Origin of the sequence: Mycobacterium sp. 852002-51971_SCH5477799-a, from assembly GCF_001667145.1 — a bacterium.
GTDB lineage: Bacteria > Actinomycetota > Actinomycetes > Mycobacteriales > Mycobacteriaceae > Mycobacterium.
The window spans coordinates 81,498-105,084 of record NZ_LZIF01000096.1 but is presented as its reverse complement, the minus strand read 5'-3'; the positions used below and the strand labels follow the sequence as shown (position 1 = coordinate 105,084).

Genomic DNA, 23,587 nt, shown 5'->3' with positions numbered 1-23,587 from the left:
GGGGGGGGGGGGCGGCGCGGGCGGGGGCGGGGTACAACGGATTTGATAGTCGACGATCCATTTGCCGCCGCACGCGGTGTACGTCATCAAGCGTTGTTCTATCGCTCTGAGCAGCACTACATCGATTCGACCGCACCCTACATCGTCGACGGCTTAGCGAACGATGAGCCGGTGTTGGTCGCTGTACCGAAATACAACCTGGATATGTTGCACGACGCACTGGGCACCGACGCTGCCGAGGTAACGCTGGTCGATATAACCGAGGTGGGCCGCAACCCAGGGCGCATGATCGCGCTGTTCGGCAATTTCGTCGCAAAATATCCGGGTCGACGGGTGCGCCTGGTCGGCGAATGCGTCTGGGCTGGGCGCAGCCAGCTGGAATATCCCGCCTGTCTGCGGCTTGAGGCCCTGTGCAACCTCGCGTTTGACGGTCACGAGGTGACGGGCCTATGCCCATACAACGCCGCCCAACTCGATGCCCGAACGCTTGCCGACGCCCGCACCACTCACCCCCTGCTGCTGCAAGACGGGGCGTCAGTCGACAGCGACGACTACGCGCCCGGGGAGGCGTTGGCTCGCTGCAATCGGCCGCTGCCGACCAACCCGGCGGCACGCACCTACACGGTCGAACACGTCGCCGATCTGAACCCCGCGCGATCGTTTGCCGCCGGCTACGCCACCTGGCTCGGCTTGCCCACCGGACGGCTCAGCGACTTGCTACTGATCACCACCGAACTGGCCACCAACAGCCTGCAACACACCAGCAGCGCCTGCCGCCTGGCGCTGTGGCAGCATGGCCGCCACCTCGTCTGCGAGGCTAGCGATACCGGCCGGTTCGACGATCCCCTTGGCGGTCACCGTCCACCGACCGCCGATGGCGGCCGAGGCCTGTTGCTGGTCAATGCGGTCGCCGACCTGGTACGGACGCACACCACCGCGATCGGCACCACGATCCAGGCATATCTGGCCCTGGCCGCTTAGCCTCGTCAGCCGCATCACGAACCGGCGCCTGGGCGCTGCCAACGTGGCTTGGCCGGGCGCGAGGGCGTTAGGCCGGCGGCATCAAGACGGTGTCGATCATGTAGACCGTCGCGTTCGCGGTGGGCACCCCGCCGCACACCACACCGGCGTTATTGACGTTAAGGTGTTGCCCTGGCCGTTGACGGTTCGGATTGGTCTTCAAGATCCTTCGTGATGCGAACTACAGCGAGGAAACGACCCAAGAGCTGTATCTGCAAATCTGGCGCAACGCCGGCGATTATGACCCGGCCGCTGGAAGCGCGCTGGCGTGGATTCTCATGCTGACCCACCGGCGCGCCATCGATCGGGTCCGATCCGAGCAGGCCGCTACGGAGCGCGAATCGCGTTACGGTGCCAGCAATGTCGAGCGCCCCCGCGACATCGTGGCGGACACCGAGACCGTGAAGCCATCCACCACCGCGGTGATCGGGGACCTCGGACACAGCACGGCATTGGCGCTGACCAACGAACCCGGTCGAGGATCGAGCCAACCAACCGCCTCGCCATTGCTTACGCTTCCGTTGACTTGAACAGCGGGCCGAGAGTTGGTGGAGATCCTAGTCGCGCTGCCCGATCGCTAACCCTTGCTGTATTCCCCGGCGGATCTGTCGTTTTAGCGCCGGGCTGTCTGCCGGGGCGGCCTCGGTGCAGCTGCAGCTCAGCCCGCCGAATGTGTCGGGGTCGCCGCCACTCGGACCTGGATCGGCGCCGGCAGGCGTCAGCGCTGAGGTCAAGTACGCTACGGCCAGGCCGGTGCATGTCAGCGCTTTTGTGATGAAAGGCAACGGTTTTCGAACGTGCGGGGGCTGCACGATCGGGTTTCGAAGTTCGTGCGGCCCGGGTGGCGTGGCCATCGTGGATTCCTTTTCAGTCGAGAACTTGTACGTACTTTGACGATGTGATGGCTGATTCGGTGCTTTACCCGGCCACCGGAGAGTGCGGAATGAGCGAGACGCGCAGGCCGACGCGTTGAACCGCGCCCTCCGATTCGCGGCCGACCATGCCGCCCAGAGGCATTTTGGACACAGTGGCACCGGGCGAGGGGGCGGCTGCGGCGGCCCATCCTCCCGGCATGGCGCCGCCGTTGAGGGCATGCAACGGAGTGACCGACGAAACCGTCGCCGCCCAACTCGGCGGTACGGATAAGGTGCTGAGTGAGCTGGCTTGGCCCACGCTCGCCGAGGCGCCCTGACCCAGTCCCGCCAGCGGCTCGAGGTTTCCCAAACCAGTCGGAGCGCCCAGGCCGCCCATGCCCGCTATTCCGGCGCTGCCCTCGGCCCCCAAAATGGAACCGGCGCCCGCTTCATCCAGAGCCAATCCCTGGTAATCCAAATCGAGTCCGTAGAGGTCTATGCCGATTCCACCGCCGTCGGCGATCAGGCCGGCGCCGTCGGCTCCGTACCCGGCCGCCTCGGATGCCAGTCCGGCCGCGGCTCCGTCCGCTGCGGGTGCGGCGGCGAGCGCCGAGGCCAGTCCCGAGGCGGCGCCCGCTCCGGTGCTCGCGCTCTTCGCCGCACCCTTGCCCGAGGCGCCGGTCAAACTCGACAGTGAACTGAATGGGGCGGAGGCTCCCGACGCCCCCAGTGACGCTCCGGTGCCCATCGCCGCCTGCGGCAAACCGACGCTCGAGGAGGAGCCTGGCGTCGAGAGGCCTTGCAACGTCTGGGGCACTGCCGAAACCCATTGCGACGCCGTTGACTGTGCGGCACTACCGGACTGGGCTGCCGCATGAGTGACGGCGCCGATGTGGCCGGTGAGGCCGGCCGGATTGGTCGACTGCGGCGGCGCCAATACCGGCGAAAATCGTGATGCCGAGGCGGAGTTCGCGGCGTAGCTGTACATCGCGGCGGCGTCTTGGGCCCACATCTCGCTGTATTCGGCCTCAGTCGCCATGATGGCCGGGGTGTTCTGCCCGAAGATGTTGGTCTGAATCAACAGCAGAAGGCGAGCGCGATTGGCCGCGACCAAAGGAGGCGGCACCGTCATCGCGTAGGCGGTTTCGAAGGCTGCTGCAGCGGCCGTGGCCTGGGTGGCCGCCTGCCCACATTGTTCGGCGGTTCCCGCCATCCACGCTATGTAGGGCATCACGGCAGCCGACATCGACATCGACGCCGGCCCCAGCCAGGGCTCGTCGGTGAGGCTGGCGATCACCCTCTGATAGCTGCTGGCGGCCTCAGCCAGCTCTGCGGCCAGCGACTCCCAGCCGGTGGCGGCGGCCAGTAAGGTCCCGGGACCGGGTCCCATGTACATCCGCCCGGAGTTGATCTCTGGTGGTAGTGCGCCAAAATCCATGTCTATCCCTGATTTCTTGGTTGAGTCCGCTAACCGACCTGGCGATGTATGGCATCGAATTCACGCTGGCGACGTGGGGCACAACGGTTGGTCAGCAAAGCAAGTGATGAAACAAGTGCGTGTTTTCGCAACGCGCGACGGCGACAATGTGAAGCACGACATCGACGGGCCGTCGCTTCACGGTGAAACCCTGCGGCATTGCCGGGTAGGCGGCAACGATGATTCGGCCGCGGACGCGAAGGACCTGCAGCTAGTACCGGCTAGCGTCGACCTGCCGCAATGGCACTGTGCGCAGACGAGCGGCCAGGCTCAATCAGCAACGGGCGACGCAGAATTGAATCAGAAGATCGTGTACGACGGATCTGTGTATCGGCGCCCGTGCGGGCGTGTCGGCCCGCTGCTCAGAACGAACGGTGCCAACCGATGGTGGTGTCGCAGAGTCGGACCCTCGCGGTGTAGAAAGCGCCAAAGTGGTTGCCCGATCACGCTTTAACCCAGCGCTTCTGAACGCTTTGTCATCGTTCACGGTGGATCCGACGCCAAGCCTACGAACAGGCGCCGCTGCGCTGTGTAGCTGCGTTGGCCCCGAATCCGGACCGGCCGACGGGGCCGTCGACGACGACTGCGATGCGAGGGCCGCCATCTGGGCGTGCACCGCACCGCAACCAAGGACAGTGGCGACAAGAGCAAGCGCAGCAACGATGGCCAACACAGATCGCCGTGGTAACCACCGTGACGGCATTCTCAGTCCGAAACTCACAGTGCCACACAGGCTACCAGTTCTGCGTCGCCCGCCGCCGAGCCGCGCCACGTCAAGAGCACTATCTTCTATGCGGCAAGTGTCCCTGCGATCCTCGATGCCCCTCAGCCCGACAGAACGCATTGCTCTAAGTTCTTGGTGTAATTCGGGCGATGCCGCCGCGAGCCTCAGGGGGAGCTGCTGATGGTGAGATGGACGGGATCACGATCGACTTCCGACCGTGGTCAAAACGTTCTGATGGCCAGTCGGCGATTGAGGCGTACGCCCCGCGCTCGCAAGACCAGCCCGTCGCCGTTCGCGCCGGAATGGACGCCGCCCCCGGCGGCGTACGGCGTGGGCGTTCGTCACAACGTCGCCGTGCCCATGACCGACGGTGTCGACCTGCGGGCGGATATTCATTACCCCACGGTGCCGGAGACCGGACAGCCCGCCGCGGGCCCGTTTCCCGTGCTGCTGTCGATCACGCCCTACGGCAAAAAGGCGCCACCGCCGGCCGCCCAGATTGGCGGCGGTGCGGCTCCCTACCTGATCAAGCGCGGCTACATCGAGGTGATGGTCGACGTTCGCGGGACCGGGTCCTCGGGTGGTTCGTTCGAAATGTGCGGCGAGCGGCAGACGCAGGACGGCGTGGAATTGGTCCAGTGGGCGTCCACGTTGCCAAACGCGAATGGCCGAGTCGGCATGGTCGGGCTGTCCTACCTCGCGATCAACCAGCTGTTCACGGCGGCCGCGGTCGGCCCGGACTCGCCGCTGAAGGCGATCTTCCCGGTGATGGCGGCACGCGATTTCTATCGCGACGCCGCCACGATGGGCGGTGTGCCGCACTTGCACGCGGTCCGCGGATATGGGTCCGTCTACACGCTGCTCAACGTGGTCAACCCGACGCTGGAGTGGCTCGCCCGCGGCGGTCACGCGCGACCGCGGTCCGGCGGCCTCGCCGCGGTTCGGCAGCGCGGACGCGACCAGCGGCGCTATTTCCGACCCTTGATCGCCGAGGTCGTCGCCGGCGGCGAAACCGCCTATGACGGTCCATTCTGGGACGCGATGAGTCCGGGGTTGGTCCTGTCCAAGGTCGCCGACAACGGGGTCGCGACCTTCCTCGTCGGCGGATGGCACGACGCGTTCCAACGCGGTGCGCCGCTGAACTACGCCGCCCTGCAGAATGCGGCCGCCGGCCGGCCTGACGACGCACCGATGGAACCGGGTCAGCCGGTATCGGATCGGATCCGACTGATGATGGGCCCCTGGTATCACGTGTCGAACCATGGCGGATTGCACCTCAACGCGCTGCAGTTGCGCTGGTTCGACCGCTGGCTCAAGGAAGACGCCGATGCGGCCATTTGCGGCAAGCCGTTGGCCTTCCAAGCAATTGGAAGCTCACAGTGGTATCGCGCCGACAACTATCCGCTCGCCGAGGCAACGCCCACGCGCTTCTACCTGTCCGACGCTGGCCGTCTGAGCCCGGACGCCTCGCCGGAGAACACCGTGGCGCCACTCACCTACGTGGCGCGCGGACCTCTGTCCGGTCGCAGCCTGGAGCAGTGGTCGCTGGGTTTGAACAGCTTCATGTTCTCCCAACGGGGCCGCAGCATCCGCTATGACCAGGACAACCGCCGCCTGCAGCGCGGCGCGCTGACCTACACCACCGAGCCGTTCGGCGAGGCAAAGCTGGTGGCCGGGCCGATCGCGCTGACCATCCACGCGACGGCCACCACCACCGAGACAGTATGGGTCGCCCACCTCGACGCCGTCGCCCCCGACGGGGCGAGCCGCCCGCTGACCCAGGGCGCGCTGCTGGGCTCGCACCGAAAGCTGGACGCCGACCGCACTTGGTACCTGCCCGATGGCACCGTGTTGCGGCCGCAGCACCTCAGCACCCGATCGGCCGCCCAGCCCGTCGTGCCGGGGGAGCTGACCCGCTACGACGTGGAGATCTTTCCGACGGCCGCGTTGATCGCCGCGGGCCACCGACTGCGCCTGACGATCACCACCTATGACTTTCCGCATCTGGTGCCCAGCAAGCCCGCCCGCAGAGCCTTGGCCGGGGGGCGCTACCAATTGCACCAGGGTGGGCCGACGCCGTCGCACATCCTGATCTCGTTGGCAGACCCGGACGCCGTGAGCTGACACTGGTCAAGAGTCGATGTGGCGGGCCGATCGAGCGGCGATTCGTCGTCGCGGGGGTTCGCCTCGAGGACGCCAACGAGGGCTGGCCGCCTTCGCCGCCAAACCGTGGTGCCTCAGCGCTCGACCGCGGCGTGGGCGCGCACCGACGGTGCGATCCAATCCTGCAGGAACCGTCGCAGCTCGTGTCCGGTGCGTGGTGGACGGCCCGGGTCCACGATCAGTGACTGCACGGTGCGCAGCATGAACTCGACCAGTTCGTCAAGCCTGTTGTCGGCGAATCCCGCTGCGGCCCAGTCGACTTCGAATCGCTGCAGGATCGACCGACCGAACGAAATGGCCACGTCCGACGTGACGCCTGCGGTAAACGCGCTGGCCTTGCCGGGCTGGAACACCAGGCCGAGGTACCTGTCATGCGCGAGTTGCTCAAACGTGTAGGCAATACCCTCCACCACGGCCTCGGTCGGGTCGGTGATCGAATCCAGGTGCGCCGCAAGCCGATCCAAGAACCCGTCCACACAGGACAGTGCCGTCGCACCCAACAGCGCCTCGTGGGTGGGGAAGTAGCGGTAAATCGTCTGGCGCGTCACGCCGAGAGTCGAAGCGACCTCGGAGACGCTCACGGTCCCACGCGCGTCGATGGCGCTGCGCGTCGCGCGCAGGATGCGCGCGACCGCCTCATTGTCATCGGCCGGGATGTCACCCGACCAGCCGTGCCGGCGCATTGCGTGATCGTCGCACACACGGGGCGCCGTTCTTGACAATACAACTAGTAGTGATTGTATGGTCCGAAGCATGCCGGGAAGGGGACCAGGGTGACGACGATCGACAAGCCGGTGAGCGGGACCGACGAGACATTGACGCGGCGGGGGCTGCGCCATGCCCTGAACAAGACGACCGACCTGGCCGAGCGCGAACTGCGGGTGCCGTTGCACTACTACCGTGACCCCAAGATCACCGAGATCGAGGAATCGCAGATTCTGCGCAGGGTGCCGCTGGCCATCGTCCCGTCGGCGCAGGTGCCGAACAAGAACGACTACGTGGTGCGTTCGGTGCTGGGCGATTCGCTGCTGGTCACCCGCGACCGGTCCGGAGCCAGCCACGTCTTGCTCAACTACTGCCGGCACCGCGGCGCGATGCCGGCCTGCGGTTCGGGCAACGCCTCGCGGTTCGTCTGCCCGTATCACGCCTGGACGTATCGCAATACCGGTGAACTGTTCTCCGTTCCCGGCAAGGCCGGCTTCGGTTCGATGGACGTCAAGGACTACGGCCTGGTCGAGCTGCCCTCCGAGGAGCGGCACGGCTTTGTCTGGGCGGTGTTGACCGCCGATGCGGCCATCGACCTCGACGCGCACCTCGGAGATTTTGGGACCGAATTGGCGCTGTGGAACTACGAATCCTACGGCTACCACACGCAGCGCGAATTCACGTCCGAGGTGTCGTGGAAGGGTGCACTGGAGGCCTTCGCCGAGGGGTATCACTTCCCCTACGTGCACGGCGAGAGCCTCATCGGGCAGAACACCCTGGCCAACACGATGGTCTACGACGAGTTCGGCAAGCACCACCGCATCGGGTTTCCGTTCACCTGGATCACCAACGTCAATGCAGATCCCACGGCTTCGCTCGACCCGTCGGCGAACATGGGCGTGATCTATTGGGTGTATCCGAATCTCATCCTGGCGAACAGCCCGGTGGGGGTGGAGATCATCGACATATTGCCCGCCGGTGAGCCGACCCGCTGCACGGTCCGCCACAGCTGGATGGGCCGAATCCCGGCCACCAACGACGAGATGAGAGCGGCTTACGACGCGGTCTACGAAGGCGTGCACGCGGCCGTGCGCGACGAGGATTTTGCGATGTTGCCCCAATGCGGCGAGGGCGTCCGGCACGGCCAGCACGACCACATGATCATCGGACGCAATGAAATCGCGGTCCAGCACATGATCAAGGTGTTCGCCCAAGAACTGGGCGTCGCGCTCGCCTAGGGACGTCGCCTTCGGTTGCGTAGGCGCAGGCCGGCGCGGGTACTGATGCTCTGAACCCAGTGACGGAAAGGATCCGATGGCGCACCGCGATCGCGAATACACCGACGAACTGCTGCAAGAATTGTTGTTGACCTACGGGCCGTGCGGGCAGGAGGACGAGGTACGCGCCGTGATCGCCCGCGAACTGCAATCCGTCGTCGACGACATGTGGACCGACGACGCCGGCAACCTGATCGGCTACGTCGCCGCCAACCCTTCCGCCGGCGATACCGGGGCGCCCAGCCACCGCCACCGCACAAAATCCATCCCCGGCACGGCGACACGGGTGATGGCGCACATGGACGAACTGTCCATGATCGTCAAGCGTGTGGAATCCGACGGCACACTGCATCTGACGCAGCTGGGCACCATGTACCCGGGCAACTTCGGACTGGGTCCGGTTGCGGTGCTGGGCGACAACGAAACCCTCACCGCCGTCCTGACTCTCGGCTCCGAGCACACCACCAAGGAGAGCTCGCGAATCTGGGAGACCAAGCCCGATCAGGGCGACCGTTCGCTGGATTGGGACCACGTCTACGTTTTCACCGGCCGCAGCAGCGACGAGCTGACCGCCGCGGGCGTGCACGCCGGAACCCGGGTGTGCGTCGACCGCAGCAAGAGAACCGTTGTCGAGATCGGCGACTACGTCGGCGCCTACTTCCTCGACGACCGCGCCGCGGTGACCGCGTTGCTGCACGCCGCGCGCCAACTGCGCAAGCGGGGGCAACGCCCCGCCGACGACGTGTACCTGGTGTTCACCACCAACGAGGAGGTCGGCGGGGTGGGCGGCACGTACGCCAGCGCGACCCTGCCCGGCGACCTCACCCTGGCCCTGGAAGTCGGCCCCACCGAACGCGAATACAACACCAGCGTCGCCGGCGGCCCGATCATCGGTTACAGCGACGCCCTCTGTGTCTACGACAAGGAGGTTGCCGACCGGCTGCTGAAAATCGCCACCGACCGCGAGCTGTCTCCCCAGGCCGCCGCGCTGGGCGCGTTCGAATCCGATGCGTCGCACTCCAAGGCGAACGGGCTGACCGCGCGCGCCGGCCTGCTGTGCCTGCCCACGCTGAGCACCCACGGGTATGAGGTGATCGCTCGCCACGCAATCGACGACATGGCGGCCATCGTGGTGGATTTCGTGCTGCAACCGAGCCAAAAGATCGCCTGACACTGCCGAACGGCCCGCCTGGCAACGGCCCGCGCATCGGCTTTGCGGTGGGCCGTCCGATTGCACAAGTGACCGCGCATCCTTGCCCGAGCCGCAACCGGGCTCATAACCTGGCAACATCCGACCGCATCCCGGGTTCGGCCCGGCGCGGTAGACGACGGCAAGCAGGCGGGCAGGTCATGGCATCACCGCGACACGCAGAGCGGTGTCGCGATGCCGCGGGCGGCGGTCTATAGCGGTGGCCGGGCTGATCGGCGCGCGGGTGGACGAGCTGGCGACGATGGACATCTTCGAGGGATGTCCCGCCGAAGACCTCGCCCCGTTGGCGGGGCGCCTGCAGCCATTGCGCGCCCCGGCCGGCCAGGTGCTGATGCGGCAGGGGGAGCAGGCGGTTTCGTTTCTGCTGATCTCCTCGGGCACCGCCGAGATCAAACACGTGGGTGACGACGGCGTGGTGATCGTCGAGCACGCCTCCCCGGGCATGATCGTCGGTGAGATCGCCCTGCTGCGTGACATCCCCCGGACCGCGACGGTGACCACCGCCGAACCGCTGACCGGCTGGATCGGTGACACCACGGCCTTCGCCAGCATGGTGCACATCCCCGGCATCACACCGCGGCTGCTGCGCACCGTGCGTCAGCGTCTCGCCGCGTTCATCGCCCCTATCCCGATTCGCGTACGTGACGGCGCGCTCCTGCTGCTGCGGCCGGTGCTCCCCGGCGACAGCGAGCGCACCGTGCACGGACACATTTACTTCTCCAGCGACACGCTCTATCGGCGGTTCATGACCCCGCGACTTCCTACTCCCGCATTGATGCACTACCTATCGGAGGTCGACTACGTCGATCACTTCGTGTGGGTGGTCACCGACGGCAGTGACCCGGTGGCCGACGCGCGCTTCGTGCGCGACGAGAGCGACCCGACCGTCGCAGAGATCGCCTTCACCGTCGCCGATGCCTATCAGGGCCGCGGTATCGGCACCTTCTTGATCAGTGCGCTGTCCATCGCCGCCGAGGTCGACGGCGTCGAAAAGTTCACCGCGCGAATGCTTTCCGACAACGTACCGATGCGCGCGATCATGGACCGCTACGGAGCCGTCTGGCAGCGCGAAGACGTCGGCGTCATCACCACCGTGATCGACGTGCCGCGCCCCCGCCACCTGAGGCGTGACGAAGCCGAGCAGATCAAGCGCGTGGCCCGGCAGGTCATCGCGGCGGTCGGTTGACACCGGCGTCGGCATAGCGCTGCGATCGCGGTCAGGAGGTCATCCGACCCGCCCCGGCGCTGGCGTGGGGCAGACGGTATGGCGCTGTCCTATGCTATCAACTCCTCATGCGGCCGTTCGGGATTGGCCCGGCGGTGACCACGGCGCTCACGTTGGCCGTCGCCGGGTGCGCTCATCCACCCGCACGCGCTCCGTCGGCCGTTCCGGCAAAATCGCCGCCGAGCAATACCGCCGCCGTCAATCCAGCCAACATCAAACGGGTCATTCGCGACCTGCCGCCCGGCTACGAGGTGACCACCGCAATCCCCATTGCCGCCTCACCGCGGGTGATGTGGAGCCTGGGCGACGACCTGCAGGCCAAGCCGGCCAAGTGCGCGACGCTGGCCGACCCCGGAGACGGGCGCGATCAGTCGGCGCAGGGGGTGTCGGGCTCAGGCAGCGGCGGCATCGTCAACGCGGTGGTGGTGGCTTTGCCCGGACCGGTCGATCTCCCCGCCGACCTGGTTACCGCATGCGCCCAATGGTCGGAGACCGCCGGGAACACCGTGGTACAGGTCCACCTCACCGACGCGCCGCGCGTCGAAGGCGTCCACACCCTCGGCATGGTGGCCGATATCAAGTCATCGGTCGAGTCGGGCACCGAAATAGATTCGCGCATCTACACTTTCACGGCCTACCTGGGCAACTACTACGCGTTCACCACCCTGACCACTGACCCGGGCTCGGCGCTTCCGGTGCTGCCGCCGCAGTTCGCCGCGGATCTGCTCGCCAAAACGGTGTCCACGTTGCGCAGTTGAGCTCTCCGCTTGGGTAGATTGGCCCCGATGTCGAAGATCTTGTCCGCGGTCCTGGCTGTCTGCGTCCTGGCCGGGTGCTCGTCGGCCACTCACCCGGCGAAGGTCGACATCAACAAGGTCGTCGACGTGAAGTCCAGCTTCGGACCCGGGTACAAGGTCAGCGACATCAGCGAACGGGGAATCGATCCCAAGCTGTTGGCCGGCCGCAAACTGCCGGACGGGTTGACGTTCGACCCCGCGAACTGCGCGAAAGTCGCGTCCGGACCGGACATGCCGGCGGACCTGCAGGGCAACATGTCCGCGGTCACCGCCGAGGGTCGCGGCAACCGGTTCGTGGTGATCGCGCTCGAGACCTCAAAAGCGTTGCCGCTCAACGACCCCGGGAAGGACTGCAACAAGGTGACCTTCACCGGGCCGCAGATGCGGGGCGGTGTCCAGGTGGTGGAGGTGCCGCAGATCGAGAGCACCCGCACGCTGGGCGTGCATCGCGTCATGCAGGCGCTGATGCCAAATGGTCCGCGCACCGGCGAGCTGTATGACTATTCGGCCGCCTTCGGCGACTATCAGGTGATCGTCATCGCCAACCCGCTGGTGGTCCCCGACCAGCCGGTCGCTGCGGTGGATACCCAGCGGGCACGCGACCTGCTCGTCAAAGCGGTGACGGCCGTGCGTACGTCCCACTAGCGCACGCCGCGGGGGCGGAACTGAATGCTCACCCGGGGGCCGACGGATGCCGTCGTCTTGGGCACGGCGTGCTCCCAGGTGCGTTGGCACGATCCGCCCATCACCAGCAGATCGCCGTGCGCCTGCGGCAGCCGCAGGGACGGGCCGCCGCCGCGGCGGCGCATCGCGAAAGAGCGGGTGGCGCCCAGGCTGACGATCGCCACCATGGTGTCCTCGGAACTGCTGCGGCCGATGGTGTCGCCGTGCCAGGCCACGCTGTCCGAACCGTCGCGATAGCAACACAAGCCGACAGTGGTGAACGGCTCACCGAGCTCGCCGGCGTAGATGTCGTTGAGCCGGCGCCGCAGCCGGGCCAGCTCCGGATGCGGCGGCTCATCGACGGCGAGGTCATGAAAGCTCACCAGCCGCGGCACGTCGACGACGCGGTCGTACATCTGGCGGCGCTCCTCGCGCCAGGGCACCGTCGACAGCAGGGCGTCCAGTAGGTCATCGGCGTCGGTGAGCCAGCCGGCACGGATCTCGATGAACGCGCCGTCGCCGAGTTGTCTGCGCTCGGTGTGCTGGAACAGGGAGCCTTGGACCGCGATCTCCACGGACGCGAGTTTATCGCACATCCGTTCGATGACGGGGCGCGCGACGGGCGTGTGTGGCAGGACGGCGCGCCGCGGCGCCGCTACGGTTGAGCTGTGGGTGTTGTCGAGCTGGGCACCAATTCCGAGGTCGGCGCGTTGCGCGTGGTCATCCTGCACCGCCCCGGCGCCGAACTGCTCCGCCTGCATCCGCGCAACGTCGACCAGCTGCTGTTCGACGGCCTGCCGTGGGTCGCCCGCGCGCAAGGCGAGCATGACCAGTTCGCTTCGCTGCTGCGGTCCCGCGGCATCGAGGTGCTGCTGCTGTCGGATCTGCTCACCGAGGCGCTGACGCACAGCGGAGCCGCCCGGATGCAGGGGGTCGCAGCCGCCGTCGACGCGCGACGGCTCGGAGTGCCCTTGGCGCAGGAACTTTCGACATACCTGCGGGGACTCGAGCCCGCCCGGCTGGCCCAGGTGCTGATGGCCGGCATGACATTCAACGAGTTGCCCTCGGGCACACGGACCGACGTGTCGTTGGTGCTGCGCATGCATCACGGCGGGGACTTCGTCATCGACCCACTGCCCAACCTGGTGTTCACCCGTGACTCGTCGATCTGGATCGGCCAGCGGGTGGTCATTCCGACGCTGGCGCTGCGAGCCCGGATCCGCGAGGCGTCGCTGACCGATCTGATTTATGCCCACCACCCCCGGTTCACCGGTGTGCGGCGTGCCTACGAGTCGCGCACCGCCCCGGTCGAGGGCGGTGACGTGCTGCTGCTGGCGCCCGGAGTGGTTGCGGTCGGGGTAGGGGAGCGGACGACTCCCGCCGGTGCGGAAGCGTTGGCGCGCAGCCTGTTTGACGACGACCTCGCGAACACGGTGCTCGCGGTGCCGATCGCTCAGCGGCGCGCTCAGATGCATCTGGACACGGTGTGCACGATGGTCGACACCGACACGGTGGTGATGTACGCCAACATCGTCGACTCGTTGTCCGCCTTCACCATTGAGCGCACGCCAGACGGGGTCGCCATCGGCGACGAGGCCCCGTTCTTGGAGGCAGCGGCCAAGGCGATGGAGATCGACAAGCTGCGGGTCATCGACACGGGTCTGGATCCCGTTGTCGCCGAACGCGAGCAGTGGGACGACGGCAACAACACGCTGGCACTAGCGCCCGGTGTGGTAGTCGCCTACGAACGCAACGTGCAGACCAATATTCGTCTGCAGGACGCGGGCATCGAGGTGCTGACCATCGCGGGATCCGAACTGGGTACCGGCCGCGGCGGGCCCCGGTGCATGTCCTGCCCGGTCGCCCGCGACCCGCTGCCCTAGACAACTAACGCCAGCTGGGCAGCCAGATCTCCATGTTCCACGTCTGCTGCGAAATCGGCAGACCGGTGAGCACCGGGAACAGCCACGCGAAGTTGGTCACCACCAAGGCCACGTAACAGCACACGGCCATCAGCCCCAGGGTGCGTCGCTCCGAATTCGGCCGCAGTCGCAGCCGTCGGGGCGGAGCGCCCGGGGTGTAGAGAATGTCGCCGCAAATAAGCGCGATCGCCATCACCAAGAACGGCGCCATGGTCGCGGCGTAGAAGAAGTACATCTGCCGGTCGATGTCGGCGAACCACGGCAACCATCCGGCGCAGTAACCGACCAGCACCGCGGCGTAACGCCAGTCACGGCGTACCAGCATGCGCCACAACGCGAAAACGAGGACGGGAACCGCCAGCCACCACATCGCCGGGGTGCCCACCAGCATCTCGGCCTTGACGCACGATTGCGCGCCGCACCCGGCGACGTTCTGCTCGTCGATGGCATAGAGCACCGGCCGCAGAGACATCGGCCAACTCCACGGTTTCGATTCCCACGGGTGATGGTTGCCCGCGGAATTCGTTAGGCCGGCATGGAATTGGAACGCCTTGGCGGTGTAATGCCACAGCGATCGGATGGCGTCGGGCAGGGGCACCAGCGAGTGCGGGCCGATCGTCTGCCCCACCTCGTGCCGGTCGATGGCGGTTTCGGAGGCGAACCACGGCGCGTAGCTGGCCAGATACACCAACACCGGCATGAAGGCCAGCGCGTACGCGGTCGGGATCAGGTCGCGCCGCAAGGTCCCCAGCCAAGGCCGGGTCACCTGGTACTGGCGCCGCGCGGCCACGTCGAACGCCAGCGACATGGCACCGAAGAACAGCACAAAGTACAGCCCGGACCACTTTGTGCCGCAAGCCAATCCGAGGAGGATCCCGGCGCCGAAGCGCCACCACCGCACACCCAGCCGCGGACCCCACACCGTCTCGGTGTTGCGGCCCTCCTGCAGCGCGATGTGCATCCGCTGCCGAACCTGGTCCCGGTCGACGATCAGCGCGCCGAACGCCGCGACGACGAAAAACGTGAGGATGCCGTCGAGCAAGGCCGTCCGCGCGGCGACAAAGCTGACGCCGTCGCAGATCAGCAGCGCGCCGGCGATCGCACCGATCAGCGTCGAGCGGCTGATCCGCCGGACGATCCGCATCACCAGCGCCACCATGACCACGCCGAGCAATGCGCCGGTGAACCGCCAGCCGATCCCGCTGTAGCCGAAGATCGCCTCGCCGAGCGCGATCAGTTGCTTGCCGACCGGCGGGTGGACGACCAGTCCGAACCCGGGGTTGTCTTCCACGCCGTGGTTGTGCAGGACCTGCCAGGCCTGAGGCGCGTAATGCTTTTCGTCGAACACCGGGGTGCCGCCATCGGTGGGCGAGCCCAGGTTCAGGAACCGGGTCACCGCCGCCACCAGCGTGATCACGCCGGTCACCACCCAGCCGCGGACCTGGTCGGGAGGCCCGAAATCGGCCACCGGCACCAGCGGCCCGGGGCTGACGACGGGCACCGCGCGCTCCGTGTCGGCACCCTCCATCTGCAAGGGGGATTCGCGGGGCGGGGCGGTCATCACGTCGATCGTAGGCTGTCGGTCATGACCACCGGCCGCCTGTTGCTGGGCGCGACCCCTCTGGGCCAGCCGTCGGACGCCTCCCCCCGCCTGCTGGACGCCCTGGCCCGAGCCGATGTGGTGGCCGCCGAGGACACCCGCCGGGTGCGGACGCTGGCCAAGGCCCTCGATGTGCGGATCACCGGTCGGGTGATCAGCATGTTCGATCAGGTCGAGAATGCCCGGGCGCAGTCCGTGATCGAGGCGATCCGCGCGGGCGCCACCGTGCTGGTGGTCAGCGACGCCGGGATGCCGCTGATCAGCGATCCCGGCTACCGACTGGTGACGGCCTGTGTCGAGGCCGGCCTGCCGGTGGCGTGCCTGCCGGGGCCGTCGGCGGTGACGACCGCGCTGGCCCTGTCGGGTCTGCCCGCCGAGAAGTTCTGCTTCGAGGGATTCGCGCCGCGCAAGAAGGCGGCGCGGCGGACCTGGCTGGATTCGCTGGCCGACGAGCGGCGCACCTGTGTGTTCTTCGAATCGCCGCGCCGGTTGTCCGCCTGCCTGCGTGACGCTGTCGAGCGGCTCGGCGGCGAACGTCGTGCGGCGGTCTGCCGGGAGCTGACCAAGGTGCACGAGGAGGTGGTCCGCGGATCGCTCGACGAACTGTCGGCGTGGGCGGCCGACGGTGTGCTCGGTGAGATCACCGTGGTGCTGGCCGGCGCCACTTTGAGCGCCGACCTGCCGTCGCTGGTCGCCGAGGTCGAGGAGCTGGTCGCGGGCGGCACCCGCATCAAGGAGGCCTGCGGTCAGGTGGCCGCCGCTCACCCGGGGGCGCGTTCGCGCCAGCTCTACGATGCGGTGTTGCAGTCCCGCCGCGACTAGCCGGCCGGGCTCGCGACGGCGATGGACGGCAGCCCGACGATCGGGGACGCCTTGTGCAGGCACTCAGCCCACTCGGCGTCCGGGTCGGAGTCGGCGGTGATCCCGCCGCCGACACCCAGCACCGCGCCGCCCGCGGCATCGAATTCGACGGTGCGGATTGCGACGTTCAATTCGTAACCGGCCACGGGCGACGCCAATCCGATTGTGCCGCAATATATTCCACGGCGATTCGGCTCCCACTGCGAGAGTAGCTGACGGGCACGGTGTTTGGGCGTCCCGGTGACCGAGGCCGGCGGGAACGTGGCGTCCAGCAGCGTCGACGTCGGCAGGTCGGGGGGGACCTGTGCTGACACCGTCGACACCAAATGCCACACGCCCGGGGCGCGCCGCACGACCAACAACTCGGGCACGGTCACCGTGCCGACGATCGCCACTCGGCCAAGGTCGTTGCGCACCAGGTCGACGATCATGATGTTCTCGGCGACCTCTTTGGCCGACGCGCGCAGCGCCGCCGGCCACGCATCCAGCGGGAGCGTGCCCTTGATCGGGCTGGACGTCACGACGGTCCCACGCCGCCGCAGGAACAGCTCCGGGGACAGCGAGGCGACCGCACCCCAGGCGCCGGCGACATAGGCCGCTCGCGCCGGGGAGGTGCGGGTGACGCCGTCGATGAAGAAGTCGAGCGGGGCGCCGGTGACGATGCCGGTGAACTGCGTGCACACGCACGCCTGATACACCTCGCCGGCGCGGATGGCTTCCAGGCAGGCCAGCACTCCGTCGCGATGTGCGGCCCGGTCGGCGATGCCCCACTCGATGTGGCATTCGCGTGGGGCGCCCGTCGGCGCGGCTAGCGCCGCGGCGAGCCAATCCGGCATGGGCGCACCGGAGAGGCTCTCGTACCACCAATGGCCGTCGCGGTCGCGGCGCAGCACGCAGTCGGTCCAACCGCCGGCGGCCTCAGGGATCCGGTTGGCGTCGGAGCCGGCGTCGGGATATGACAGGAAACCGACCCAGCCGCCGCCCACCGCGTGCGGCTCCAGTGTTCGCGACGCCTCGACCGCGAACACGTCGTCGATGGGCACCGGGCGCACCGACAGGCTGGGCGCGATCACCGCCAGGGCGCCGAACCACTCCCCGGTCAGCGCGGCGGGCGGGGGCAGACCGAGCCGGCCGGCGGCGTCGCCCACCGCGCGCAGCACCTGGGGTGCGGCGCCAAGATCGCCGAGCCGGTCGATGCGCACAGCCCTAGCTTGTCAGAGCCGCGGTGTTTCGCACCCCCGGCGCCGCCACGCTCAGCCGCGGCTGATGTCGCGCGCGGTGGCCAGCGCCGCCAACTTCTGCGGGTTGCGCATCACATAGAAGTTGGTGATCTGGTCCCCGGCGATCTCCAGCGTGATCACGCCTTCGAGCTGGTCGCCGAGATATAGCAGCACCGCCGGGGCGCTGTTGCACGTCACCATCTCCACCCGCAGCGCGCCCATGGTCGCGGCCCGCCGGATCAGGCCGGCGATGGCGCGAGCCACCTTCTCGGCGCCGACCACCGGCCGGCGTGCGGCGCTCACCACACCGCCGCTGTCGGCGGTCCAGGTGGCGTCCGGGGCGAGCATGGTCATCAGGGCGTCCACGTCGCCGCCGGCCGCCGCTGCCAGGAACTGCGCGGTGATCTCGGCGTTGCGTTCCGGATCCACCGCGTCGAATCGCTTCCGCCGGGCGCGCACGTGCTCGCGTGCCCGATGGGCGACCTGCCGGATGGTGGGCGCCGGCCTGCCCACCGCCTCGGCGATCTCGCCGTAGCCGAAACCGAACACCTCGCGCAGCACGAATACGGCTCGCTCGTCGGGACTCAACGTCTCCAACAACACCAGCATCGCCATCGAAATCGACTCCGCCAGAACAACATCGGCCGAGGGGTCCTGCTCGTCGAGCAGCAGCGGTTCGGGCAGCCACGGCCCCACATAGTCCTCGCGCCGGCGAGCACCGGCCCGCAGCGAGTTCAGCGCCTGGCGGGTGACCAGCTGGGCCAGATACGACTTGGTGTCGCGCACTTTCGCCAAGTCGACCGCCGCCCACCGCAGATAACTGTCCTGCAAGACGTCGTCGGCCTCGGTCGCCGAGCCGAGCATCTCGTAGGCGATGGTGAACAGCAGTGGCCGCAGCAAGGTGAACCGTTCGGCGTGCTCGCTGCCGGTCGGTGCTTGGGTCATCGCGCGGCGGCCTCCTCGCCGACCGGTGACGGCGTGGGCCGCTTGCCACCCTTGATCCAGCGATACGAACCGGGTTTGGCGGCCTCGCGCCGGATCGACCACAGCGTGCCCTTGCAGATCGCCTCCTTGAGCGACGCCGCCGCCCGGCCACCGAGGTACATGTTCACCGGGGTGTCATCGGTGCGCGCCATCTGGAACGTGGCGTGCGTGCGGCCCAGGCTGATGCACTGCCCGACGAACGCCTGGCTCAGCGCCGCGGGGATGTCGCCGGCGATGCGGCTGAGCACCGTGTTGGCGGCCTGGGCGCCCAGCGGGCCGGCGGCCTGGCAGCTCATCCGCAGCGGCTGACCCGACGGCGCGGCGGCATCCCCCGCGGCGACGATGCGCTCGTCGTCGATGCTGGTAAGCGTCTCGTCGGTGAGCAACCGGCCGATCGGGTCGGTGTGCAGTCCGCTGCGCCTAGCCAGGTCCGGCACGGCGAATCCGGCCGTCCAGATGGTCGCCGCGCTGGGCAGCAGCACGCCGTCGGTGAGCACCACGGCGTCCCAGCGCACCTCTTCCACCGCCACCGATTCCAGCACGTTGACCCCCAGGCGCCGCAGCCGCTTGGCCACCGACCGCCGGCCCCGCTTGCTCAGCGACGGACCGAGGACGGGGCCGCACACCAGCGTCACCGGGCGCCCACCTTCGGCCAGCTCGGAGGCGGTCTCGATGCCGGTCAACCCGCCACCGACCACGGTGATCGGCGCGGGCAGCGGCAGATCGGTGAGTGCATAGTGCAGCCGCTTTGCGCTTTCCAGGTCGGCGACCGAATGCGCATATTCGGTGTAGCCGGGCACCGTCGATGCGGCCGCGCCGGTGCTCCCCACGGCGTAGATCAGGTAGTCATAGTCCAGCTCGGCGCCCGAGGTCAGTAAGACCCGCCGGCCCGCGGCCTCGATGACCTCGACGCTGTCGACGATCAACTGGATCCCGTCGCCGAGCAGCGTCGCGTAATCGGCCGTCGCCGTGCCGGTGTCGGCGACCAACTGGTGCAAGCGGATTCGCTCGACAAAAATCGGCCGCGGGTTCACCACGGTGATGTCGATGTCCGGGCGCTGGCGCAGATGGTTGGCCGCCAGCGTCCCGGCGTATCCGGCGCCGACAACGACGACATGGGTTCTCCTGTGTGCCACTTCGGTCATGGCTGTCTCCTTTTTCGTGAGGACCTGTGCCCTTGAGACACCGCGGGGCCCCCGAGCGTGACGCCATCTCCGCAACTGTGACCCGTCTCACTGCGCGCCAGCGGGCGGCGTGGGCGGTTCCGCGCGTGCCACCCCCGCTGAGCTGCAGCGATGCTATGCCGAAACGCGCATGATACGCTGCGCTACGCCAATTCGTGGCCTGCCCCGAGTCGGCTGCACCACCACTGGAATGCGCGAATTACGGGGCCACTTACCTGCGCATCGGCGTGTATTGGGAGAAGCAACCTTGACGATGACCTTCGCTGCGGCTGGGCCCGGCGCCGCGCCGGCATCGGCGCAGTCGCGCAGCCCCCGCGGGCCGTTGTCGTCGGGCGCGATCTGACGCCGGTGGCCATCGTGAGTTCATGGAGGAAACGCGCGCTGGCCGCTGTCGCGTGCGCGGCGGTGGTGCTCGGCGGTTGCGGTGACAAGAGCGACCCCGGACCGCTGTCGGTGATGGTCAGCCCGGCCATCCCGCCCACCGCGCAGGAGATCCCCAACCCGTTGCGCGGCCAGTACGAGCAAATGCTCAATCCACTATTCCCGCAAGGCAATTCGGCTCAACAGCGATACTCCGCCTGGCCCGCATCATATGACGCCAGCCTCCGGGTCTCATGGCGGCAGTTGCAGCCCGTCGATCCGCGCACGTTGCCCCCCGACGCGCCCGACGACCGCAAGTTCGATTTCAGCGCCATCGATGACGCGCTGGCCAAGCTCGGTAGCCGAAACATGCGCCTGACCCTGGGTGTGTACGTCTACAAGTCCTGTTGCAACGACTCCTACGCCGACAACACCAACATCGCGATTCCGGACTGGCTGCGGCCCTTGGCCGCCAGTTATCCGGCGCCGCCGAACGGTTCGGCCCCGGGCATCACCCATGTGGTGCCGAACTTCAACGGCCCCGACTACCTCAATGGAGTCGGCCAGCTGCTGGCCGCGCTCGGCCGTCGCTACGATGGCGACGAGCGTCTGTCCGTGTTCGAATTCTCCGGGTACGGGGACTTCGGGGAGAACCAACTCGGACATCTGCGCGATTCGCTGAGCGCACCGGGTCCCGCCCCCGACGAGAGCGCCGCAAAACTGGGCTACTACAGCCAGTTTCGCGACCAAAGCATCACCAAAGCCGCCATCGCCCAGCTGGTGGCGGCCAACGTCAACGCCTTCCCACACACTCAATTGGTCGTCGCTGCCCAGAATCCGGAGATCGTCCGGCAGCTGTTCGCCGACGAGGTCACCAAGAAAGTAGCCGCGCCGGTCGGTGTCCGTGCCGACTGCCTCGGGGTGCGGGCCCCGCTGCCGGAATGGGCCGAGGCCAACGACTCGCAGTACGTCCGGTCCAACGACGCGGTCGTCAACGCGATCAGGCAGCGGCTGGTGACGGCGCTGGTGATCAGCCAGTGGTGCCGATTGCCCAAGGGAGCCGATACCCGGTCGTACTACGAGAAGGGGCTGCACGACGTCATCCGTTATCACGTGTCGATGACCTCGAGCGCCGATTTCCCGGACCGCGATGCGACGTCGGCGATGGATCCCAAGCTGTTTCAGCTGTGGAGCCAGGCCAATACCTCCGCCGGCTACCGATATTCGGTCGAGGCCAGGCCGGGATCGCAATCGCTGCAGGGCAAGGTGGCGACGATCTCGGTCGACTGGACCAACTACGGCTCGGCGGCGGCCACCGAGCGCTGGGTGCCCGGCTATAAGCTGGTCGATTTCTCGGGCGCGGTGGTTCGCAGCCTGCCCGCGACGGTCAATCTCAAGACACTCGTCCACGACGAATCCAGCCAGTCCCGCGAGGAACCGGTCGCGGAGTCTGCCAGCGAGTCGGTGCACGTCGACGTGACGGGCCTGGCGCCCGGTCACTACACGCTGCGTGCCTCCGTCGAATGGCAACAGCACATACCGGGCGCCTCGCACGTCGTGAACTATGCACCGATGGCGCTGGCGCGAGACGGCCGCGACGGCTCCGGGATGTATCCGATTGCCACGCTTGACATCCCGAGTGACTCGGCTGACGGACAGTGATTGCGCAGGGCTCGAGCTCGCCAAGCCCGCCCCGGCCGCTATCGTCCGGAATCACCTGGACCTCTGCGATCCCAAACTGGTTGTGGCGCACGCTAATTGATCCGTCGTTGGGGGATCACCCGGCTTCGGAAACCGGCTGGTAGCGCGGGAACACGCCGGTGGGAGCGGGCAGCGCCGTGCCCGGCGCCAGGCGGGCGCCCACGTCGGCGAACGCTCGTTGGTCTGCTGTTTGCCCGAGCAGATCGAGCAGCTTGCCGGCCGATTCGGGCATGACGGGCTGGACCAGCAACGCGGCGATGCGGACCGCCTCACAGGTGACGTACAAGACGGTGCGAAACCGTTCCTGGTCGGCCTCGGATTCGCTCTTGCGCAGGACCCACGGCTGCTGCGCCGAGAAGTACTTGTTGGCCTCGCCGAGCATCAACCAGATCGCCTCCAGGGCAAGATGCATCGCCTGAGAATCGAAGCTGGCCCGCACCCTGTCCATCAAACCGTCGGCCGTCGCGAGCAACTCGGAGTCGGCGCCCACCAGCTCACTGGGTTCGGGAACGACCCCGTCGAGGTTCTTGGCGATCATCGACAACGACCGCTGGGCCAGGTTGCCCAACTCGTTGGCCAGATCGGAGTTGATCCGGGTGACGATGGCGTCTTCGCTGAAGCTGCCGTCCTGGCCGAACGGCACTTCGCGCAACAGGAAATAGCGCACCTGGTCCACTCCGAACGTGTCGACCAGAGCTACCGGATCGACGACGTTGCCCACCGACTTGCTCATCTTCTCGCCGCGGTTGAGCAGGAAGCCGTGCGCGAAAACCCTTCGCGGCAGCTCGATTCCGGCCGACATCAAAAACGCCGGCCAGTAGACGGTGTGGAACCGGATGATGTCCTTACCGATCATGTGTAGGTCGGCCGGCCAATAGCGCCGGAACCGCTCGGAGTCGGTGTCGGGGTAGCCGACCCCGGTCAGATAGTTGGTCAGCGCGTCGACCCACACGTACATCACGTGGTCGGGATGTTCGGGCACCTGCACGCCCCAGTCGAACGAAGTGCGCGAGATGGACAGATCGCGCAGGCCGCCCGAGACGAAGCTGACCACTTCGTTGCGCCGCACGTCGGGCGCGATGAAGTCTGGGTGGGCCTCGTAGTGGGCCAGCAGTTTGTCGGTGTACGCCGAGAGCCGGAAGAAGTAGGTCTGCTCCTGGGTCCACGTCACCGGGGCACCGGTTTCCACGGCAAGCCGGGTGCCGTCATCGCGGAGTTTGGTCTCCGATTCGACGAAGAACCGTTCGTCGCGCACCGAGTACCAGCCCGAGTACGTGTCGAGATAGATGTCACCGGCCGCCGACATCCGACGCCAGATTTCCTTGGACGCCTCGTGGTGGTCGGGATCGGTGGTGCGAATGAACCGGTCGAAGGAGATGTCCAACCGCTGCTGGAGCCGCTGGAACACATCGGAGTTGCGTCGGGCCAGCTCGGCCGTCGGGATGCCCTCGGCCGCCGCCGTTTCGACCATCTTGAGGCCGTGTTCGTCGGTGCCGGTCAGAAACCGCACATCGAACCCGTCGAGCCGCTTGAACCGGGCGATCGCGTCGGTCGCGATGTACTCGTACGCGTGGCCGATGTGTGGATCGCCGTTCGGATAGGTGATCGCGGTGGTGACGTAATAGGGCCTCATCGCCCTC

18 protein-coding genes and 2 pseudogenes are annotated in these 23,587 nt (G+C 67.4%); 11 read left to right on the top strand and 9 right to left on the bottom strand.

Going from position 1 to position 23,587, the window contains the following annotated elements:
• Nucleotides 1-45: 45 nt before the first annotated feature.
• Complete coding sequence (locus A5753_RS14165) at nucleotides 46-981, top strand: anti-sigma factor RsbA family regulatory protein (protein WP_067128901.1); 936 nt, start codon at nucleotides 46-48, stop codon at nucleotides 979-981.
• Between the two features lie 67 nt (nucleotides 982-1,048).
• Here A5753_RS14165 and A5753_RS23880 read toward each other — a convergent pair.
• Nucleotides 1,049-1,144 (bottom strand): annotated as a pseudogene (locus A5753_RS23880) (cell surface protein); the annotation flags it as partial.
• Nucleotides 1,145-1,166: 22 nt separating this feature from the next.
• On the opposite strand from A5753_RS23880, the pseudogene A5753_RS24575 reads away from it, so the two are divergent.
• A pseudogene (locus A5753_RS24575) lies at nucleotides 1,167-1,424 on the top strand (sigma factor); the annotation flags it as partial.
• A gap of 514 nt (nucleotides 1,425-1,938) precedes the next feature.
• Here A5753_RS24575 and A5753_RS14155 read toward each other — a convergent pair.
• Entirely contained in the window at nucleotides 1,939-3,312 is a 1,374-nt protein-coding gene (locus A5753_RS14155) for a PPE family protein (protein ID WP_067128868.1), read from the bottom strand.
• A gap of 1,093 nt (nucleotides 3,313-4,405) precedes the next feature.
• Between A5753_RS14155 and A5753_RS14150 the strand changes: the two genes are divergently transcribed.
• A complete protein-coding gene (locus tag A5753_RS14150; RefSeq protein ID WP_067128898.1) occupies nucleotides 4,406-6,199 on the top strand; it encodes a CocE/NonD family hydrolase in 1,794 nt (597 codons plus the stop codon).
• 113 nt (nucleotides 6,200-6,312) lie between these two features.
• On the opposite strand, the gene A5753_RS14145 is transcribed toward A5753_RS14150, so the two are convergent.
• A complete protein-coding gene (locus A5753_RS14145; RefSeq protein WP_067128865.1) occupies nucleotides 6,313-6,921 on the bottom strand; it encodes a TetR/AcrR family transcriptional regulator in 609 nt (202 codons plus the stop codon).
• Between the two features lie 90 nt (nucleotides 6,922-7,011).
• Between A5753_RS14145 and A5753_RS14140 the strand changes: the two genes are divergently transcribed.
• The 5 genes from A5753_RS14140 to A5753_RS14120 all read left to right on the top strand — a co-directional run bounded on the left by A5753_RS14140 (nucleotide 7,012) and on the right by A5753_RS14120 (nucleotide 12,097).
• Nucleotides 7,012-8,181, top strand: a complete 1,170-nt coding sequence (locus A5753_RS14140) for an aromatic ring-hydroxylating dioxygenase subunit alpha (protein ID WP_067128861.1) — start codon at nucleotides 7,012-7,014, stop codon at nucleotides 8,179-8,181.
• A gap of 76 nt (nucleotides 8,182-8,257) precedes the next feature.
• Nucleotides 8,258-9,391 carry a M42 family metallopeptidase gene (locus tag A5753_RS14135; protein ID WP_067128858.1) on the top strand — a complete coding sequence of 378 codons (1,134 nt, stop codon included), beginning with the start codon at nucleotides 8,258-8,260 and terminating at the stop codon, nucleotides 9,389-9,391.
• Between the two features lie 280 nt (nucleotides 9,392-9,671).
• Nucleotides 9,672-10,616: a GNAT family N-acetyltransferase gene (locus tag A5753_RS14130; RefSeq protein WP_156656105.1), complete on the top strand. Its 945-nt coding sequence runs from the start codon at nucleotides 9,672-9,674 to the stop codon at nucleotides 10,614-10,616.
• A gap of 107 nt (nucleotides 10,617-10,723) precedes the next feature.
• A complete protein-coding gene (locus A5753_RS14125; protein ID WP_067128852.1) occupies nucleotides 10,724-11,413 on the top strand; it encodes a DUF5642 family protein in 690 nt (229 codons plus the stop codon).
• A 27-nt stretch (nucleotides 11,414-11,440) separates the two neighbouring features.
• The gene (locus tag A5753_RS14120; protein WP_067128850.1) at nucleotides 11,441-12,097 is read left to right on the top strand and encodes a DUF5642 family protein; all 657 of its coding nucleotides are present in this window, start codon (nucleotides 11,441-11,443) and stop codon (nucleotides 12,095-12,097) included.
• On the opposite strand, the gene A5753_RS14115 is transcribed toward A5753_RS14120, so the two are convergent.
• Complete coding sequence (locus tag A5753_RS14115) at nucleotides 12,094-12,690, bottom strand: alpha-ketoglutarate-dependent dioxygenase AlkB (protein WP_197694692.1); 597 nt, start codon at nucleotides 12,688-12,690, stop codon at nucleotides 12,094-12,096. The two genes, A5753_RS14120 and A5753_RS14115, sit on opposite strands and share 4 nt — an antisense overlap.
• Nucleotides 12,691-12,783: 93 nt before the next feature.
• Here A5753_RS14115 and arcA point away from each other — a divergent pair, with 93 nt between their 5' ends.
• A complete protein-coding gene (arcA, locus tag A5753_RS14110; protein ID WP_067128844.1) occupies nucleotides 12,784-13,998 on the top strand; it encodes an arginine deiminase in 1,215 nt (404 codons plus the stop codon).
• A 4-nt stretch (nucleotides 13,999-14,002) separates the two neighbouring features.
• On the opposite strand, the gene A5753_RS14105 is transcribed toward arcA, so the two are convergent.
• The gene (locus A5753_RS14105) at nucleotides 14,003-15,598 is read right to left on the bottom strand and encodes a dolichyl-phosphate-mannose--protein mannosyltransferase (protein ID WP_067128841.1); all 1,596 of its coding nucleotides are present in this window, start codon (nucleotides 15,596-15,598) and stop codon (nucleotides 14,003-14,005) included.
• Between the two features lie 24 nt (nucleotides 15,599-15,622).
• Here A5753_RS14105 and rsmI point away from each other — a divergent pair, with 24 nt between their 5' ends.
• Nucleotides 15,623-16,459, top strand: a complete 837-nt coding sequence (rsmI, locus tag A5753_RS14100; protein WP_067128838.1) for a 16S rRNA (cytidine(1402)-2'-O)-methyltransferase — start codon at nucleotides 15,623-15,625, stop codon at nucleotides 16,457-16,459.
• Here the strand turns inward: rsmI and A5753_RS14095 are convergent.
• Genes A5753_RS14095 through A5753_RS14085 form a run of 3 tightly spaced genes read right to left on the bottom strand, consistent with a single transcriptional unit; the run spans nucleotide 16,456 to nucleotide 19,847 of the window.
• Entirely contained in the window at nucleotides 16,456-17,700 is a 1,245-nt protein-coding gene (locus A5753_RS14095; protein ID WP_067128835.1) for an aminodeoxychorismate synthase component I, read from the bottom strand. The two genes, rsmI and A5753_RS14095, sit on opposite strands and share 4 nt — an antisense overlap.
• Before the next feature lie 51 nt (nucleotides 17,701-17,751).
• Nucleotides 17,752-18,663, bottom strand: coding sequence for an RNA polymerase sigma-70 factor (locus tag A5753_RS14090; protein WP_067128832.1), 912 nt, complete (start codon nucleotides 18,661-18,663; stop codon nucleotides 17,752-17,754).
• On the bottom strand, nucleotides 18,660-19,847 hold the full coding sequence (locus tag A5753_RS14085; protein ID WP_067128829.1) for an NAD(P)/FAD-dependent oxidoreductase: 1,188 nt from the start codon (nucleotides 19,845-19,847) through the stop codon (nucleotides 18,660-18,662). The genes A5753_RS14090 and A5753_RS14085 overlap by 4 nt, the downstream gene beginning before the upstream one ends.
• A 393-nt stretch (nucleotides 19,848-20,240) precedes the next feature.
• On the opposite strand from A5753_RS14085, the gene A5753_RS14080 reads away from it, so the two are divergent.
• Nucleotides 20,241-21,908 (top strand): hypothetical protein, encoded by a 1,668-nt coding sequence (locus tag A5753_RS14080; protein WP_067128895.1) that lies wholly within the window; start codon nucleotides 20,241-20,243, stop codon nucleotides 21,906-21,908.
• Between the two features lie 115 nt (nucleotides 21,909-22,023).
• Here the strand turns inward: A5753_RS14080 and metG are convergent, their stop codons facing one another.
• Entirely contained in the window at nucleotides 22,024-23,580 is a 1,557-nt protein-coding gene (gene metG / locus A5753_RS14075) for a methionine--tRNA ligase (RefSeq protein WP_067128826.1), read from the bottom strand.
• Nucleotides 23,581-23,587 lie beyond the last annotated feature (7 nt).

Coding starts and splice junctions, on each gene's coding strand:
- A5753_RS14155 (WP_067128868.1), bottom strand. CDS start 3,312: ATGGATTTTGGCGCACTACCACCAGAGATCAACTCCGGGCGGATGTAC.
- A5753_RS14145 (WP_067128865.1), bottom strand. CDS start 6,921: ATGCGCCGGCACGGCTGGTCGGGTGACATCCCGGCCGATGACAATGAG.
- A5753_RS14135 (WP_067128858.1), top strand. CDS start 8,258: ATGGCGCACCGCGATCGCGAATACACCGACGAACTGCTGCAAGAATTG.
- A5753_RS14130 (WP_156656105.1), top strand. CDS start 9,672: ATGGACATCTTCGAGGGATGTCCCGCCGAAGACCTCGCCCCGTTGGCG.
- A5753_RS14125 (WP_067128852.1), top strand. CDS start 10,724: ATGCGGCCGTTCGGGATTGGCCCGGCGGTGACCACGGCGCTCACGTTG.
- A5753_RS14120 (WP_067128850.1), top strand. CDS start 11,441: ATGTCGAAGATCTTGTCCGCGGTCCTGGCTGTCTGCGTCCTGGCCGGG.
- A5753_RS14105 (WP_067128841.1), bottom strand. CDS start 15,598: ATGACCGCCCCGCCCCGCGAATCCCCCTTGCAGATGGAGGGTGCCGAC.
- rsmI (WP_067128838.1), top strand. CDS start 15,623: ATGACCACCGGCCGCCTGTTGCTGGGCGCGACCCCTCTGGGCCAGCCG.
- A5753_RS14090 (WP_067128832.1), bottom strand. CDS start 18,663: ATGACCCAAGCACCGACCGGCAGCGAGCACGCCGAACGGTTCACCTTG.
- A5753_RS14085 (WP_067128829.1), bottom strand. CDS start 19,847: ATGACCGAAGTGGCACACAGGAGAACCCATGTCGTCGTTGTCGGCGCC.
- metG (WP_067128826.1), bottom strand. CDS start 23,580: ATGAGGCCCTATTACGTCACCACCGCGATCACCTATCCGAACGGCGAT.